We start from the raw sequence: 16,372 nt of genomic DNA, 5'->3' as shown, positions 1-16,372 counted from the left end.
GGATCATCGGCATGAGCGTGCCGGGAGGGCTCTCGCATCGTGCCGGGCCCGTCGGTGCGCGAGAGGAAGGCGAGGTACAGCAGATGCGTCTTACTCCTTCGGATGTGCGCAATGTCGCATTCAAGAAGCCCCCGCTGGGCAAGCGTGGCTATGACGAGGACGAGGTCGACGCCTTTCTCGAGCTGGTGGAGCAGGAGCTGACCCGCCTCGGCGAGGAGAACGCCCACCTTTCCGAGCGGGTATCGAGCCTCGAGGAATCGGTCGCGGGCGCCCAGGCCGCCACCGGGGACCGGGAATCGCCCAGCGCCCGCGCCATCAAGATCATCGATCATGCCGAAGCGGTCGCTGACCGCGTCACCTCGGACGCGCAGGAGGAAGCAGAATCCCTGCTGACCCGGGCGCGCGAGGAGACCAAGGCAATGACCACCGAGGCCCGGGACAAGTCCGAGGCCATGGTGACCGATGCGCGGGAGAAGGCCGACCTCATCGTCTCGCGCGCCACCGAGAAGGCCGAGGCGCTGCGGGCGGAGTCCGAGAAGGAGCACGCCGACCTGCTCGCATCGGTCGCCGAGCAGCGCACCACCCTCGAGGGCCGGATCAACCAACTGCGTACCTTCGAGCGCGAGTATCGCGTGCGCCTCAAGGCATACCTCGAGGCACAGCTCGAGGACCTCACCTCATCGGGAGCGCCGGCCCAGCAGGGCCGGGGAGCAAGCGCGGACCAGCAGGATCGTGATGCCACCGAGGCTCCGGGCGAGGCACCGGGCCTGGTCAACAACGCCTCCTGACTCCCGCGCCACGGCCGTCCCGGACGCTGGCATGCACCCGCTCGGGTGCCGTATCATCAAGCCCGTCCCCGGCGATCGCGCATGAGCACGACGTCATGAGCACGATGCGCCGGGATGAGCAATGGCGTTGATCCGGCGATCACCGGGGAGCCTTCGGAAGAACAGCTGATCAGGCGGCCTCCGCGCGGCACGATCAGCCCAGTAGACCCGAACGGGATGGCCCGTCATAGCCAACGCAGAGAGGCGGGGCGCGCATGCGTCCCGCAAGCGGGGTGGTACCGCGGTGCGCGCAGCAGGATGCACGCATCGTCCCCGTGCCAGGGTTACACCATGCAGGCCGCACGGCCGCAGGCACGAGGAGCAGAGTGGTGTCCGACACCGGTACCGGAAGCACAGCAGGCAGCACGAGCGCGGCGCGCGACAGCGCGGGCACGGGAGCAGCAGCGCCCGGAGGTTCCTACCCCATGGTCGCCTATCCCGGGGCAGCGGATGCCTCGCCGCGGTTTCCCGATCTCGAGAAGGCCGTTCTTGCCCAGTGGGACGCCGAGGGCACCTTCCGTCGCAGCATCGAGCAGCGCGCGGACGCCCCGGAGTTCGTTTTCTACGACGGGCCCCCGTTCGCCAACGGCCTGCCGCACTACGGGCACCTGCTCACCGGCTACGTCAAGGATCTCGTGCCCCGCTTCCAGACCATGCGCGGCAAGAAGGTCGAGCGCCGCTTCGGCTGGGACTGCCATGGGCTGCCCGCCGAGGTCGAGGCCGAGAAGCAACTAGGCATCACCCACAAGTCGGAGATCGACTCGATGGGCATCGCCGAGTTCAACGACGCCTGCCGCACCTCGGTGCTGCGCTACACCCAGGAGTGGCGCGACTACGTGACCCGGCAGGCACGCTGGGTCGATTTCGACAATGACTACAAGACCCTCGACACCGACTACATGGAGTCGGTGATGTGGGCGTTCCAGTCGCTCTGGGACAAGGGCCTGATCTTCGAGGGCTTCCGGGTGCTGTGGTACTGCTGGCGCTGCGAGACTCCGCTCAGCGCCACCGAGACCAAGATGGACGACGTCTACAAGATGCGGCAGGATCCTGCCGTGACCGTGGCGATGCCCCTGCACGAGTCGAAGGTCGGCGACGGCATCCTCAATGGCGCGAGCGCCCTGATCTGGACCACGACGCCGTGGACCCTGCCGTCGAACCTCGCGATCTCGGTGCACCCTGGCATCGACTACGTGCAGGTGCGCGCGGAGGACGGCGAGCGCTACCTGCTGGCCGAGGCGCGCCTGGCGCACTACGCGCGCGAGCTGGGCAAGCACCCCGAGATCGTCTCCCGCCACACCGGTGCCGAGCTCCTGGGCATCACCTACGATCCGCCGTTCTCGTTCTTCGTCGGCCGGCCCAACGCGCACCAGATCGTTGCGGCCGACTACGTGACCACCAGCGACGGCACCGGCATCGTCCACATGGCGCCCGCGTTCGGCGAGGACGACAAGCTGATCACCGACGCCGCAGGCATCGAGGTGGTGGTACCGGTCAACGAGCGCGGCGAGTTCACCAGCGAGGTACCCGCCTATGCCGGGCTGCAGGTGTTCGAGGCCAACAAGCCGATCATCGCTGACCTCAAGAACGCCGGGATACTCCTGCGCCACGAGACCTACGACCACCCCTACCCGCATTGCTGGCGCTGCAACACCCCGCTGATGCAGAAGGCCGTCTCGTCCTGGTTCGTCGACGTGCCCGCGATCCGTGACCGCATGGTCGAGCTGAACAAGCAGATCACCTGGGTGCCCGAGCACATCCGCGATGGGCAGTTCGGCAAGTGGCTCGAGGGCGCGCGCGACTGGTCGATCAGCCGTAGCCGCTACTGGGGCAGCCCCATCCCGGTATGGCGCTCCGACGACCCCGCTTATCCGCGCATCGACGTGTATGGCTCGCTCGACGATCTCGAGCGTGACTTCGGCGTGCGCCCCGCCGACCTGCACCGCCCGCAGATCGACGAGCTCGTCCGTCCCAACCCGGACGATCCGACCGGCAAGTCCATGATGCGCCGCGTGCCCGAGGTCCTTGACTGCTGGTTCGAGTCCGGCTCGATGCCGTTCGCCCAGGTGCACTACCCGTTCGAGAACCGTGAATGGTTCGAGAGCCACTACCCGGGTGATTTCATCGTCGAGTACAACGGGCAGACCCGCGGCTGGTTCTACACCCTCCACGTCCTCGCCACCGCCCTGTTCGACTCGCCGTCGTTCCGCACCGTCGTGGCGCACGGCATCGTGCTGGGCGATGACGGGCTGAAGATGAGCAAGTCCAAGGGCAACTATCCCGACGTCAACGAGGTCTTCGACCGCGATGGCTCCGATGCGATGCGCTGGTTCCTCATGTCCTCGCCGATCCTGCGGGGCGGCAACCTCATCGTCACCGAGCAGGGCATCCGCGAGGGAGTCCGCCAGGCCCAGCTGCCCATCTGGAACGCCTGGAGCTTCCTGCGGCTCTACGCCGACCGGCAGGCCACCTGGCGCACCGGCTCGCAGCATGTCCTCGACCGCTACATCCTCGCGAAGCTGCGCGATACCCGCGACGTGATGACCGAGGCGCTCGATGGCAATGACATCGCCACCGCCTGCGATGCGCTGCGATTGTTCAGCGACGCGCTCACCAACTGGTACGTGCGCCGGTCGCGGGCCCGCTTCTGGGCCGGGCAGGATGCTGATCCGGAGGCGTTCGACACCCTCCACACCGTGCTGGAGATCACTTGCCGGCTCGCGGCGCCGCTGCTGCCCATGATGAGCGAGGTCGTCTGGCGCGGTCTCACCGGTGGGGAATCGGTGCACCTGCAGGACTGGCCGGGCGCCGATGAGGTGCCGCTCGACGGGGAGCTCGTCGCGGCGATGGACGAATCGCGGGCGGTGTGCTCCGCGGTGCTCAGCGTGCGCAAGGCCCAGAAGCTGCGGGTGCGCCTGCCCCTGGCGTCGCTCACCATCGCTGCCGAGGATGCTGACCGCTTGCGCCCGTTCACCGGCATCATCGCTGACGAGGTGAACGTCAAGCACATCGACCTGACCACCGATGTCGATATCCACGGCAGGTTCGAGCTCGCCGTGAATGCCCGGGCCGCGGGGCCGCGGCTCGGCAAGGAGGTGCAGACCGTCATCCGGGCGGTCAAGTCCGGTGACTGGACGGCCAACCCGGACGGAACCGTCACCGCGGCGGGGATCACCCTGGAGCCCGGCGAGTTCACCCAGCGGCTCGTCGCGGCCGAGCCCGAGTCCACCGCTGCGCTGCCGGGCGGGGCTGGGCTGGTAGTACTCGATCTCGACGTGACCGAGGACCTGGAGTCCGAGGGCTGGGCGAAGGACCGCATCCGTGAGCTCCAGGAATGCCGCCGGGCCCTCGATCTCGCGATCTCCGACCGCATTACCGTCGAGCTAGCGGTTCCCAAGCACCGGCTCGCCTGGGCGGAGCGCCACCGCGACCTGATCGCGGGCGAGGTCCTCGCGACTGTGCTGAGTATCACCGATGCGGAAGGGATCACGCCCGGCCGCCATCGCGATGTGGGCGACGGCGCGTGGGCGCTGATCACCAGGGACAGCTAGCAGGGCAGGCCAGCGGGCGGGGGAGACCTGCTCGCTGGCCCGGCCCCCGCTGGCCTAGCCGCGTAAGGCAAAAAGTAAGAATCGCGTGTGGATACCCGCGCCGCGGCACGGAACAGGCCAGCCCACCCAGTAGTATCGAGCGAGAGCCAGACCGTGTCACCGCTCGGTGCCCGCACCTAGGCGGTAGACCTGAGACGAGATGCAAAGGACACTGCATTGAAATTGCGAAACATCATGGTCGTGGGCATCGCTGCACCAGCGCTGATGCTGACTGCATGCGGATCAGAGGACGGCGGCACGTCCGAGGGCCCCGCGCAGACCAACGATGCTGCACCCTCGGCGCAGTGCGAGGTTCCGGAGGGTGACATCCCCACCGGGCCCGAGCTCCTCGAGATCCTCAACAAGGCACTTGATCCTGCCGTGCCCGAGGATGAGAAGGCAATGCTCATCGAGGGTGGTGGCGACGACCCCGAGCTGTGGTCGCAGCTGTCCGAGGAAGCGGGCAAGAACCCCGACATCCAGTACGAGATCCCCGACACGCCTGATGCCGTGTTCCCTCTCGATGAGTGCACGCTGAGCGCGAACTTCACCCTGCAGATCTCGCCGGACCAGCCCGCCAACACCGGCAGCCTCTTCTTCGTGGCCGAGGACGGCCGCTGGAAGCTCTCCCGCGACGACGCCTGCAACTTCGTGACGTCGTTCGCGCTCGAGACCGACCTCTGCGGCTGAGAAGCCAGGAACTAAGACGTCCTTCGACGTCAGGAAGCAGGCCCCGCGATTCGCTCGCGGGGCCTGCTTCTCTCTCCGTGCTGCTGCTCGTCGTGCTGCAGATGGTCGCGCGATGAGGTGACCTCAGGGCTGCGACCAGTTCAGCGCGATGCCAGTGCGCTGCTGGAGCGTGAATCCGGTGGCCGGGTCGGAGTACTGCTGCTCCCCGCGGACCTCGACCTGGCCCGAGACCGGCAGCGGCTTCTCCAGGTCAACGGTGATCGTGCCTGAACCATTGCTCGAGAACGTATCGATCAGCAGCCGTCCGGCCCCGGGGGTATCGAAGTACTCGAGGCTCGGCTGCTGGTTCACCGACACATCGAGCACGAGCACGTCGTCGGTCTTCTCCCGCAGGGTGACGGTGGTGGATTGAACGATGTCCGTGGCGCTCTCGATGGGCTGCTCGATCAGCCATCGGGCACCGATGCCGACTGGTTCGCTGGGCATCACCCCAACGCCATAGACGGTCTGGAACAGCGCGTGCTCGAGCGCCTCGCGGGCGGTGTCATTCGATGCCGGGCTCGGTGAGAGAGTCAGCTCGTGCACGGCCCCGCTCAGCGACATGCGCAGGGTGGCCTCGGAGCCGGGGGCATCCTGCAGAGCGGCCCGGGTGCTGTCATCGGGGCTCGTCGCGTCGCCCACGGTGAGGGTGACGTTCTGTCCCATCGCATTGCTCGCGCCGATGCGCGCGGTCAGGGGCAGCGTCACCTCGGGGCGGGAGAAATCTTGCTCCGGATCGCCCCCGAGCACCTGCGCGATGGTCGACCGTGCCGTGATGAGGTGCTCCGACTCGGTGCCGTGCACGAGCTGGTAGGCGAGGACACCGCGCGGCTCGGCACCCGGGTCCAGCAGCGTCACCGTCGTGGGTGGCACCGGCAACGTGACGGTGACCCGCTCGGCGGAGCCATCGCCGGCATCGTCCTGGCCCGTCGAGCACGCGGCGGGCAGCACAGCGGCCGCGGCGAGCACGATACCCAGGGCAACCGTGCCCCACTTCCGGCCACGCGGCCGGGCCGCGCGATGCGCCGAGTGCCCGTGGGGAACCGGTGATCGCGCCGCAGGGGCGTCGGGATCTGGAGAACGTGGGTCCACAATGCGAGGTTAGTGCACCAACCGGCTTATTCCCTACTGCTCTGCGCGATCGGGCGATCGCGACGTGGAAGGATGCGGTGCCGATAGTGGATGATGTGGGGGTGAGCGAACAACCCACCGACCCCGTGCAGGCCCATCCGCGCCGGGCCCGAACCATCATTGCCCTCGGCCTCGGCGTGCTCGTCCTCGACCTTGCCACGAAGATCCTTGCCGTGCGCTTCCTCGAGGAGCGCGAGCCCGTTCGCGTTCTCGGAGGGCTGCTGTACCTGACGCTGCACCGCAATCCTGGGGCGGCGTTCTCGATGGCGACGAGCCTTACCTGGCTGCTATCGGCCATCACGCTGCTCGTGGCGGTGGTCATCGTGGTGGCGAGCCGCCGGATCCGTTCCCTGCCCTGGGCGATCGGTCTTGGCGCGATCCTCGGTGGAGCGCTCGGCAACCTCGTCGATCGCGTGTTCCGCGAGCCCGGGGGCTTCCAGGGGCACGTCGTGGACTTCCTGTCCCTGCTGGCCCCGGACGGCAGTGTCTGGCCGGTGTTCAATGTCGCCGATCCGGCGATCGTGGGCGGCGCCATCCTGCTGGTGCTGCTGACCGTGATCGGCGTGGAGCCCGATGGCACGCGCCACCGGTCGTCCAAGGCAGCCCACGAAAAGACTGCCCAGGAGAAGCCAGCGCCGGAGAAGACTGAGCAGGGGGAGGAAGCATGATGGACACGCGCTCGATGCCCGTGCCCGATGGTCTCGTGGGCATGCGGGTCGATGCCGGGCTGTCACGCCTGCTCGGCCTCTCCCGCACGGTGATCGCCACGATGACGGAGGAGGGCGCGGTCCTGGTCGACGGCGCCGCGGCGGGCAAGTCCGACAAGCTGCATGCCGGTGCCTGGCTGGAGGTCCACCTGCCGCAGCCGCGCCGGGAGCCCGAGAACAGGCCCGAGCCCGTCGAGGGGATGACAATCCTGTATGCCGACAGCGACCTGGTGGCGGTGAACAAGCCCGTGGGTGTCGCTGCCCACGCCAGCGTCGGCTGGAAGGGGCCCACCGTCCTCGGGGGGCTCGCCGCGGCCGGATATCGCATCTCCACCTCGGGGCCCCCGGAGCGCCAGGGCATCGTGCATCGCCTGGACGTGGGCACATCCGGCGTGATGATGGTCGCGGTGTCCGAGCGCGCTTACAGCCTGCTCAAGCGGGCGTTCAAGCAGCGCACCGTCAAGAAGCAGTACCACGCCCTGGTGCAGGGCCATCCCGATCCGAGCAGCGGCACCATCGATGCCCCGATCGGTCGGCACGGGAGCAACGACTGGAAGTTCGCCGTGCGTGCCGATGGCAAGCACAGCGTCACCCACTACGACACCCTCGAGGCGTTCCAGGCGGCGAGCCTGCTCAGCGTGGATCTCGAGACCGGGCGCACCCACCAGATCCGGGTGCATTTCTCCGCGCTGAAGCATCCCTGCTGCGGCGATCTCACCTACGGTGCTGATCCGCGGCTCGCGCAGCGCCTGGGCCTGCAGCGGCAGTGGCTGCACGCCTGCACCCTGGAGTTCGCGCACCCGGCGGACGGCCGGTGGATGACGATCACCAGCGACTACCCGGATGATCTGCAGCATGCCCTTGATGTGCTGCGGGAGCACTGATGCGCCAGCGGGCGACGAATATCCTGCTTGTCGTGGCAGTGCTCGCAGTGGCGCTCGCCGGGGCAGCGGTGGTCGGCGCGCTCAATCCGGTGCCGCCGCTTCCGGTGGCGACCGATGCGCTCGGGCCCGCCGCGGGCGAGCCGCTCGACGAGTACCGGCAGCGGGCGGCGGCAACGCTCGATCCCGCTGGGGACGAGCAACCCCGCTGGGCGCTCGTGCTGCCGGAGCAGCCGGTCGATGCGGCCACCGCTGCTGCGGTCGTCGCGGGGACGCGCGCCTCCCGGCTCGTCCTTGATGGGGGTGGCAACGGCGCACTGGCTAGTGATCCAGCGGTGAGCCTGCCAGCGCCCGCGCCGGGTAGTGACGATGGGGCCGCCTTCCGCGAGGGCGTGGCTCGAGGCATCTCGCTGCTGCGGGAGCAGGGGGGCGACCTTGATGCCCAAATGCTTGATGCCCAGCTGCCTGATAGCCAGCCGCTTGGCCCCGGTTGCGCGTGCATTATTGGCGTTGTCGTCCACGCACCTCTTGGCGCGCTGGGCGGGGTAGCGGGCCGGCCGGGGGTGGCCAGCGTCGAGGCGCTGCCCGCCGATTCCCGATGGGGCGCGTTCGCGGTGCGGGCCCGATAGGGCATGGCATGACGCGCGCGCAGCGCGAGGCCTCTCCCGAGCCCCCCGCGCAGGATCCCCGTGGAGTGCTGCTCGGGGCGTCGGCCTATGCCTGCTGGGGGTTGTTCCCCGCATTCTTCGGGCTGCTGGCGTTCGCCGCGCCAGTGGAGATCCTCGCGCACCGCATCGTGTGGACGATGCTGCTCATGCTCGTAGTGGTGCTGGTCCTGGGGCAGGGCCGGGCGCTGCTCCGGATGGGTGCCCGCAACTGGGCGCTCGTCGCGGCGGCATCGTTGTTCATCAGCATCAACTGGGGCATGTACATCTATGGAGTCGTCAGCGGCCGGGTGGTGGAGACCGCTCTCGGGTACTTCATCAATCCGCTCGTCAGCGTCCTCATCGGTGTGATCGTTTTCCGCGAGCGCCTCTCGCGCGCCCAGGCCGTGGCGCTCGGTCTCGCCGCGATCGCGGTGCTCGTGCTGACGCTCGACTACGGATATCCGCCGTACATCGCCTTGAGCCTCGCGTTCTCCTTCGCGCTCTACGGGGTCACCAAGAAGCTCATCCCGATCGATCCGCGGCAGAGCGTGGCGGGGGAGACGCTCGTGGCCGCGCCCTTCGCGCTGATGCTGCTGGGCTGGCTCGCGCTCCACGGCCAGGGGAGCTTCCTCGACGGGGGCATGCCGCACGCGTTGCTGCTCATCGCGGCGGGGCCGGTCACCGCGATCCCGCTGCTTCTGTTCGCTGGCGCCGCGCAGCGCGTGCCGCTGGTCACCATGGGAATGCTGCAGTACCTCACCCCGAGCCTGCAGATGGCCTGGGGAGTGATCGTGCTGCGCGAGGACATGCCGCTCACGCGATGGCTCGGCTTCGCGCTGATCTGGCTCGCGCTCGCCATCCTCACCACGGACCTGGTGCGGCGCTACCGGGGGCGGCGGGCGAGGCGCATGCGAAGTGTCGGTGCCCCCGCCTAGAGTGGGGGCGTCACATCAGGAGTCGGCGGGACCGAGGGGCATACGTGGCTGGTTCGCAGCATGGATCGTTCGTGCATCTGCACAATCACACCGAGTACTCGATGCTCGATGGAGCGGCAAAGGTCAAGCCGCTGTTCGCGGAGGCGCAGCGGCTCGGCATGACCGCGGTGGGCATGACCGACCACGGCAACATGTTCGGCGCGAGCGATTTCTACAACGTGGCGACGAAGGCCGGCATCAAGCCCATCATCGGCATCGAGGCTTATGTGGCGCCGGAGTCCCGGTTCAACCTCAAGCGGGTCAAGTGGGGCGAGCCGTCGCAGAAGTCCGATGATGTGTCCGGCAGCGGCGCCTACACGCACATGACGATGGTGGCCCGCAACGCGACGGGGCTGCGGAACCTGTTCACCCTGTCCTCGCTGGCATCGATCGAGGGTCAGCTCGGCAAGTGGCCGCGCATGGACGCGGAACTGATCGCGCAGTATTCCGAGGGCATCATCGCCACCACGGGCTGCCCGTCGGGCGAGGTGCAAACCCGATTGCGGCTCGGCCATGACAAGGAGGCGCTCGAGGCCGCGGCGAAGTGGCAGGAGATCTTCGGCAAGGAGAACTTCTTCCTCGAGCTGATGGATCATGGCATCTCCATCGAGCGGCGGGTGCGCGACGGACTGCTCGAGGTGGGGCGCAAGGCTGGCATCCCGCCGGTGGTCACCAACGACTGCCACTACGTGACGATGGACCAGGCCAAGAGCCATGAGGCGCTGCTGTGCGTGCAGACCGGCAAGACGCTCAGCGACCCCAATCGCTTCCGGTTCGACGGCGATGGCTACTTCCTCAAGTCGGCCGAGCAGATGCGTGCTGCCTGGGACGATATGGTCCCCGGGGCGTGCGATAACACGCTGCTCATCGCCGAGCGCGTCGAATCCTACGAGGACGTGTGGAAGCACCGTGATCGCATGCCCGTCTTCCCCGTGCCCGAGGGCGAGACGCAGGGCAGCTTCCTCGCGCGCAGCGTCCACGAGGGCCTGCAGCGTCGCTTCCCGTCCGGCGTGCCCGAGGACTACACCCGGCGGGCAGAGTACGAGCTCGACGTCATCATCCAGATGGGCTTCCCCGCCTACTTCCTCGTCGTCGGCGATCTCATCCGGCACGCCCAGGAAGTAGGCATCCGGGTGGGGCCCGGCCGTGGCTCAGCGGCCGGCTCGCTCGTGGCGTTCGCGCTCGGCATCACCAACATCGACCCGATCCCGCACGGGCTGCTGTTCGAGCGGTTCCTCAACCCCGAGCGCGTCTCCATGCCCGATATCGATATCGACTTCGATGATCGCCGCCGTGGCGAGATGGTGCGCTACGCCACCGAGCGGTGGGGCAGCGATCGAGTCGCGCAGGTGATCACCTTCGGCACCATTAAGACCAAGGCCGCCATCAAGGATTCCGCGCGCGTGACGCTCGGGCAGCCCGGCTATGGCGTCGCCGACAGGATCACCAAGGCTCTGCCGCCGCCCGTCATGGCGAAGGACATCCCGCTCCACGGCATCATGGACCCCCAGCACGAGCGGTTCAAGGAGGCCGCCGAGGTGCGCGCCCTCATCGAGACCGACCCCGAGGTGCGCCAGATCTACGAGACCGCGCTCGGCCTCGAGGGCCTGATCCGCAATGCCGGCGTGCATGCCTGCGCGGTCATCATGTCGTCCGAGCCGTTGATGGAATCGATCCCGCTGTGGAAGCGCGCGCAGGACGGGGCGATCATCACCGGGTGGGACTACCCCTCCTGCGAGGCCATCGGCCTGCTCAAGATGGACTTCCTCGGCCTGCGCAACCTCACGGTCATCGGCGATGCCATCGACAACCTCAAGTCCAACCGCGGCATCGACATCGATCTCGACACGCTCGCCCTCGACGACCCCAAGGCCTACGAGCTGCTTGCCCGCGGCGACACCCTCGGGGTGTTCCAGCTCGACGGCTCGGCCATGCGCGACCTGCTGCGCCGCATGCAGCCCACCGGGTTCGAGGACATCGTCGCCGTGCTCGCGCTCTACCGCCCCGGCCCGATGGGCATGAACGCCCACAACGACTATGCCGACCGCAAGAACGGCCGCCAGCCCGTCAAGCCGATCCACCCCGAGCTCGAGGAACCCCTCAAGGAGATCCTCTCGGAGACCTACGGCCTGATCGTCTACCAGGAGCAGATCATGCAGATCGCTCAGAAGGTAGCCGGGTACTCCCTCGGGCGCGCCGACATCCTCCGGCGCGCCATGGGCAAGAAGAAGGCCGAGGTGCTCGCCGCCGAGTTCGAGGGCTTCGAGAAGGGCATGCAGGACAACGGCTTCGGCAAGGCCGCCATCAAGGCACTGTGGGACACGATCCTCCCGTTCGCCGGCTACGCGTTCAACAAGTCCCACGCCGCCGGGTACGGGCTCGTCTCCTACTGGACCGCCTACTTCAAGGCGAACTTCCCCGCCGAGTACATGGCGGGGCTGCTCACCTCTGTCGGTGATGACAAGGACAAGGCTGCTATCTACCTGTCCGATTGCCGCAAGATCGGTGTCACGGTGCTGCCTCCGGACGTCAACGAGTCCGAGCGAAACTTCACCTCCGTCGGCGACGACATCCGCTTCGGGCTCAATGCCGTTCGCAACGTCGGCTCCAATGTTGTCTCCGCGATCATCGAGGGCCGCACCGAGAAGGGGCACTACACGTCGTTCTCCGACTACCTGAACAAGGTCGATGCCGCCGCCTGCGGCAAGAAGGCCGTCGAATCGCTCATCAAGGCCGGCGCGTTCGACTCCATGGAGCATCCCCGCAAGGGGCTCGTCCACATCCACTCCGATGCCGTCGATGCCGTGATGAGCACCAAGAAGGCCCAGGCGATGGGCCAGTTCGACCTCTTCGGCGGCGACGATGCGGAGGACGTCACCAGCGTTTTCGAGGTGAAGGTCCCGGATGAGGAATGGGACACCAAGCACCGCCTCGCCCTCGAGCGCGAGATGCTCGGCCTCTACGTCTCCGGGCATCCGCTCAACGGAATCGAGCACCTGCTCGCCGCCCAGACCGACACGCCGATCACTGCCATCCTCGACGGCACCATCAAGGACGGCGCCCAGGTCACCGTTGGTGGCATCTTCGCCTCCGTCACCCGGCGCGTCAACAAGAACGGCCAGCCCTGGGCAGCCGCTCAGCTCGAGGATCTCGAGGGCGGCATCGAGATCATGTTCTTCCCGCAGTCCTACTCCCTCTACGGCATGGACGTCACCGAGGACGCCATCGTGCTCGTCAAGGGGCGGCTCAAGCGCCAGGATGATCGGCTCTCCATCATCGCCAATGATCTGGTGGTGCCCGATCTCTCCGACGTTGGCGTGGCCCAGCCCATCGCGCTGACCATGCCCACCCGGCTGTGCACTCCGGACAAGGTCGGCGCGCTCAAGCAAGTCCTCACCCGCCATCCCGGCAGCGCCGACGTGCACGTGCGGCTCATCGCCGGGGACCGCACCACCACCCTCAAGCTCGACGACAACTATCGAGTGGCCCCATCGTCGGCGCTCATGGGCGACCTCAAAGCACTCCTCGGACCAGGCTGCCTGGGGTAGGAATAGGAAGAACGACCACGGCACCCCACAGCACGGGAGCGGACATGCGCAGAATCGCACCAGGCAGGCTCGCCATGCTCGGCGCCGCGGCAGCCCTCGTGCTGAGCACGTCGTGCGGGAGCATCGACGAGTCCGCGCCCGCGGAACCGAGCAGCGTCCCTGGCAGCGCTGCCGGGGACGTGGAGGCAGCGCGCGATGGGATCCAACGCTTCACCGAGCGTTTCAGCCAGGAGCTGGCCAGCCAGGACCAGGCCAACACGGTGTACTCCCCGCTGAGCATCGCCACGGCGTTCGCCATGCTTCGCGCGGGAGCAGGCGGCACAACCGCTGAGCAGCTCGACACCGTGTTCGGCTACCCCGGGACCACTCCGGCGCAAGCGTACGGCGATCTGCTCGACACGATAGGCACTACTAGCGAGCCGCCCGAGCCTACCGATCCTGGCGCCACCCGTGGCAGCGATGACCCGCCAGCACCCACGGTCGTTGCCCTCGCCCAGGGCCTCTTCGTTCAAGAGGGGCTCGACCTCGGCGATGAGTTCACCGACACCCTCTCTGACCAGTTCGGTGCCCAGCCCGAACAGGTGGACTTCGCGAGCAGCGATGCGGTGCAAGTGCTCAACGACTGGGCCAGCGACAACACCGCGGGGCGCATCACCGAGATGTTCGACCGGCTCGACCCCGCCACCGTCGCGGTCCTCGCCAACGCCACCTACATGAAGGCCGAATGGCAAGTGCAGTTCAGCGAGAACGAGACTCGTGACGAGCCGTTCACCCGTCCGGGCGGGGCCACCGTCACCACACCCATGATGAACAAGCAGAACCTGCGGGTGCGGCACATCGAGGCGCCAGGCTGGACGGCCATCGCCCTGCCCTACCGCGGTGACGAGCTGGTGATGTGGATCGCCCTCGACCCCACCGACGAGGCCGCCGCGCCGCCCGCCGTCACCGAGGCAATGCTCGCGGAGCTCGCGCGCGGCGGCACCGAGCGATCCGCGCAGGTGGCCGTGCCCCGGTTCCGCATCGATACCAGCACCGGGCTGCTCGACACGCTCGCCCGGCTCGGCCTCACCGACCTCGGTGGCCTCGACGACATCGCGCCCGGCTTCACCCTCAGCGATGCCATCCATCGCGCCACCATCACCGTCGACGAGGCCGGCACCGAGGCCGCGGCCGTCACCGGCCTAGCCGGAGTGACCAGCATGCCCCCGCAGTCGCAGATCACCTTCCGTGCCGACCAGGCATTCTCCTTCGTGCTGATGCACCAGCCCACCGGGATGCCACTGTTCGCCGGCACCACCACCGACCCCACCGCCTGACCCCGCATCACCGATCCCGCCGCCGAGCCCCGCCGACCGAGGAGACCCGCGCCATGCCACTGTCCGGAACCTACGAGCCGCCCGCCACTGACTTCGTCCGCCAGCAGATCGAGACCTACGAGGCCAGCGACGGCGCCGAAGGCAACACCATGGGCGGCAAGCCCGTGGTCGTTGTCACCATGCGCGGTGCACGGAGCGGAAACCTGCGCAAGGCCTGCCTCATGCGCGTCGAGCACAACGGTGAGTACGCCCTCATCGCCTCGATGGGCGGCGCGCCCCGGCACCCTGCCTGGTACCACAACATCCTCGCCCACCCGCACGTCGAGCTGCAGGACGGCGCCAACCGCAAGGACTATGACGCCCGCGAGGTCCAGGGCGAGGAGCGCGATCTCTGGTGGCAGCGTGCCGCCGAGGTGTGGCCCGACTACAACGAGTACCAGGCCAAGACCGACCGCATCATCCCCGTCCTCGTCCTCGCCCCGCGCGACCAAGGGCCCGCTCGCGACTAAGGGCCTGGGCGCGGGACGCTACCGGGAACGTCACGGAACGGACCAACCAGTCCAACGACTGGATACTGGTGCACCCGGGATGGCAGCATGGACCGAGTGTCAACTGCTCATGATCTCCAGGCCCCCACGTCCACGGCGCTGCTGACCGCGGACGATATCGACGCTGCCGCAGCGCGCATCAGCGGCGTCGTCGCGGAAACGCCCCTCGAGCGGTGCGAGCGCCTCTCCGAGATCACCGGCGCCAACATCTGGCTCAAGCGCGAGGACCTCCAGCGGGTCCGCTCCTACAAGCTGCGCGGCGCCTACAACCTCATGGTGCAACTGACCGACAAGGAGCGCGCCGCCGGTGTGGTGTGCGCCAGCGCCGGCAACCACGCGCAAGGAGTCGCGCTCGCTTGCAAGGCCCTCGGCATCCAGGGGCGCATCTACCTGCCCTCCAACACGCCCAAGCAGAAGCGCGACCGCATCCGAGCGCACGGCAACAGCTTCGTCCAGCTGAAGATCACCGGCCCCACGTACGACGAGGCCGCCGCGGCCGCTGCCGAGGATTGCGAGCAGACCGGCGCCACCCTCGTTCCGCCGTTCAACGACCCGCGCACGGCGGCAGGCCAAGGCACCATCGCCGCCGAGATCCTCGCCGAGCTCGACGGTGATCTCGACGCCATCGTGGTTCCTGTCGGTGGGGGAGGGCTCATCGCCGGTGTCACCACCTACCTGCGGGAACGATCCCCCCGCACCACCATCGTCGGTGCCGAGCCCTCCGGGGCGGCCTCGATGATCGCCGCGCTCGCGGCCCACGGCCCCGTCACGCTCCGCGACATCGATCCCTTCGTCGATGGTGCGGCCGTCCGGCGCGTCGGCGACTTCACCTACTCCGTCCTCGCCGCCGCGGGAGCGACCGCGCTCACTCACGCATCGCTGCCGCTCGTCGCGTCGGTTCCGCGCCCGAGCCACCCGGGAGATCTCTCTCTGATCAAGGTCGACGAGGGCGCCGTATGCACCGCCATGCTCGACCTCTACCAGAACGAGGGCATCATCGCCGAGCCGGCGGGGGCGCTCGCCACCGCAGCGCTCGAGCAGATGACCTTCGAGCCCGGGCAGAACATCGTCTGCATCGTCTCCGGCGGCAACAATGACGTCTCCCGCTACGGCGAGATCCTCGAGCGCTCGCTCGTCCACATGGGGCTCAAGCACTACTTCCTCGTCAACTTCCCGCAGGAGCCCGGTGCGCTGCGCCGGTTCCTCGACCAGGTCCTTGGCCCCGATGACGACATCACCATGTTCGAGTACGTCAAGCGCAACAACCGCGAGACCGGGGGAGCCCTCGTCGGCATCGAGCTCGGTGAGCGGGAGGGGCTCGCGCCGCTGCTCGCACGGATCCGCAAGTCCGGGATGGACGTCGAGCGCCTCGAGCCGGGCAAGCCCGCCTTCCGCTACCTGATCTAGGGGCCATTCGCGCTGGCCTGTCGCCGCGTGGGCGGGGGAGCGATTCGCTACGGTTGTCCGGAGGTAC

12 protein-coding genes are annotated in these 16,372 nt (G+C 68.1%); 11 read left to right on the top strand and 1 reads right to left on the bottom strand.

What is annotated here, in order from left to right; translation table 11 throughout:
• The first annotated feature begins 11 nt into the window (after positions 1–11).
• From FXO18_RS15390 to FXO18_RS15380, 3 genes are all read left to right on the top strand, one after another.
• Positions 12–788, top strand: coding sequence for a DivIVA domain-containing protein (locus FXO18_RS15390; protein WP_235900716.1), 777 nt, complete (start codon positions 12–14; stop codon positions 786–788).
• Between the two features lie 464 nt (positions 789–1,252).
• The gene (gene ileS / locus FXO18_RS15385; protein WP_149362104.1) at positions 1,253–4,378 is read left to right on the top strand and encodes an isoleucine--tRNA ligase; all 3,126 of its coding nucleotides are present in this window, start codon (positions 1,253–1,255) and stop codon (positions 4,376–4,378) included.
• Positions 4,379–4,594: 216 nt separating this feature from the next.
• Positions 4,595–5,107 carry a hypothetical protein gene (locus FXO18_RS15380; RefSeq protein ID WP_149362026.1) on the top strand — a complete coding sequence of 171 codons (513 nt, stop codon included), beginning with the start codon at positions 4,595–4,597 and terminating at the stop codon, positions 5,105–5,107.
• A 123-nt stretch (positions 5,108–5,230) separates the two neighbouring features.
• Here the strand turns inward: FXO18_RS15380 and FXO18_RS15375 are convergent, their stop codons facing one another.
• On the bottom strand, positions 5,231–6,238 hold the full coding sequence (locus FXO18_RS15375; protein WP_149362025.1) for a hypothetical protein: 1,008 nt from the start codon (positions 6,236–6,238) through the stop codon (positions 5,231–5,233).
• Positions 6,239–6,339: 101 nt separating this feature from the next.
• Between FXO18_RS15375 and lspA the strand changes: the two genes are divergently transcribed.
• From lspA to ilvA, 8 genes are all read left to right on the top strand, one after another.
• Positions 6,340–6,945: a signal peptidase II gene (lspA, locus tag FXO18_RS15370; RefSeq protein WP_187774399.1), complete on the top strand. Its 606-nt coding sequence runs from the start codon at positions 6,340–6,342 to the stop codon at positions 6,943–6,945.
• On the top strand, positions 6,942–7,868 hold the full coding sequence (locus tag FXO18_RS15365) for an RluA family pseudouridine synthase (protein ID WP_149362024.1): 927 nt from the start codon (positions 6,942–6,944) through the stop codon (positions 7,866–7,868). Before lspA ends, FXO18_RS15365 begins: the two co-directional genes overlap by 4 nt.
• A 32-nt stretch (positions 7,869–7,900) precedes the next feature.
• Positions 7,901–8,494, top strand: a complete 594-nt coding sequence (locus tag FXO18_RS15360; RefSeq protein ID WP_149362023.1) for a hypothetical protein — start codon at positions 7,901–7,903, stop codon at positions 8,492–8,494.
• Between the two features lie 8 nt (positions 8,495–8,502).
• Positions 8,503–9,447, top strand: a complete 945-nt coding sequence (gene rarD / locus FXO18_RS15355) for an EamA family transporter RarD (protein ID WP_149362022.1) — start codon at positions 8,503–8,505, stop codon at positions 9,445–9,447.
• A gap of 44 nt (positions 9,448–9,491) precedes the next feature.
• Positions 9,492–13,034, top strand: coding sequence for a DNA polymerase III subunit alpha (dnaE, locus tag FXO18_RS15350; protein WP_187774398.1), 3,543 nt, complete (start codon positions 9,492–9,494; stop codon positions 13,032–13,034).
• A 44-nt stretch (positions 13,035–13,078) separates the two neighbouring features.
• Entirely contained in the window at positions 13,079–14,350 is a 1,272-nt protein-coding gene (locus FXO18_RS15345; RefSeq protein ID WP_149362020.1) for a serpin family protein, read from the top strand.
• 53 nt (positions 14,351–14,403) lie between these two features.
• Complete coding sequence (locus FXO18_RS15340; protein WP_149362019.1) at positions 14,404–14,859, top strand: nitroreductase family deazaflavin-dependent oxidoreductase; 456 nt, start codon at positions 14,404–14,406, stop codon at positions 14,857–14,859.
• Positions 14,860–14,955: 96 nt separating this feature from the next.
• Positions 14,956–16,305: a threonine ammonia-lyase IlvA gene (ilvA, locus tag FXO18_RS15335; protein WP_407936487.1), complete on the top strand. Its 1,350-nt coding sequence runs from the start codon at positions 14,956–14,958 to the stop codon at positions 16,303–16,305.
• The last annotated feature ends 67 nt before the right edge of the window (positions 16,306–16,372 follow it).

The organism is Lolliginicoccus suaedae, from assembly GCF_008312885.1.
Lineage (GTDB): Bacteria > Actinomycetota > Actinomycetes > Mycobacteriales > Mycobacteriaceae > Lolliginicoccus > Lolliginicoccus suaedae.
The sequence above is the reverse complement of the archived record's forward strand: the minus strand, read 5'-3'. Positions and strand labels throughout refer to the sequence as shown.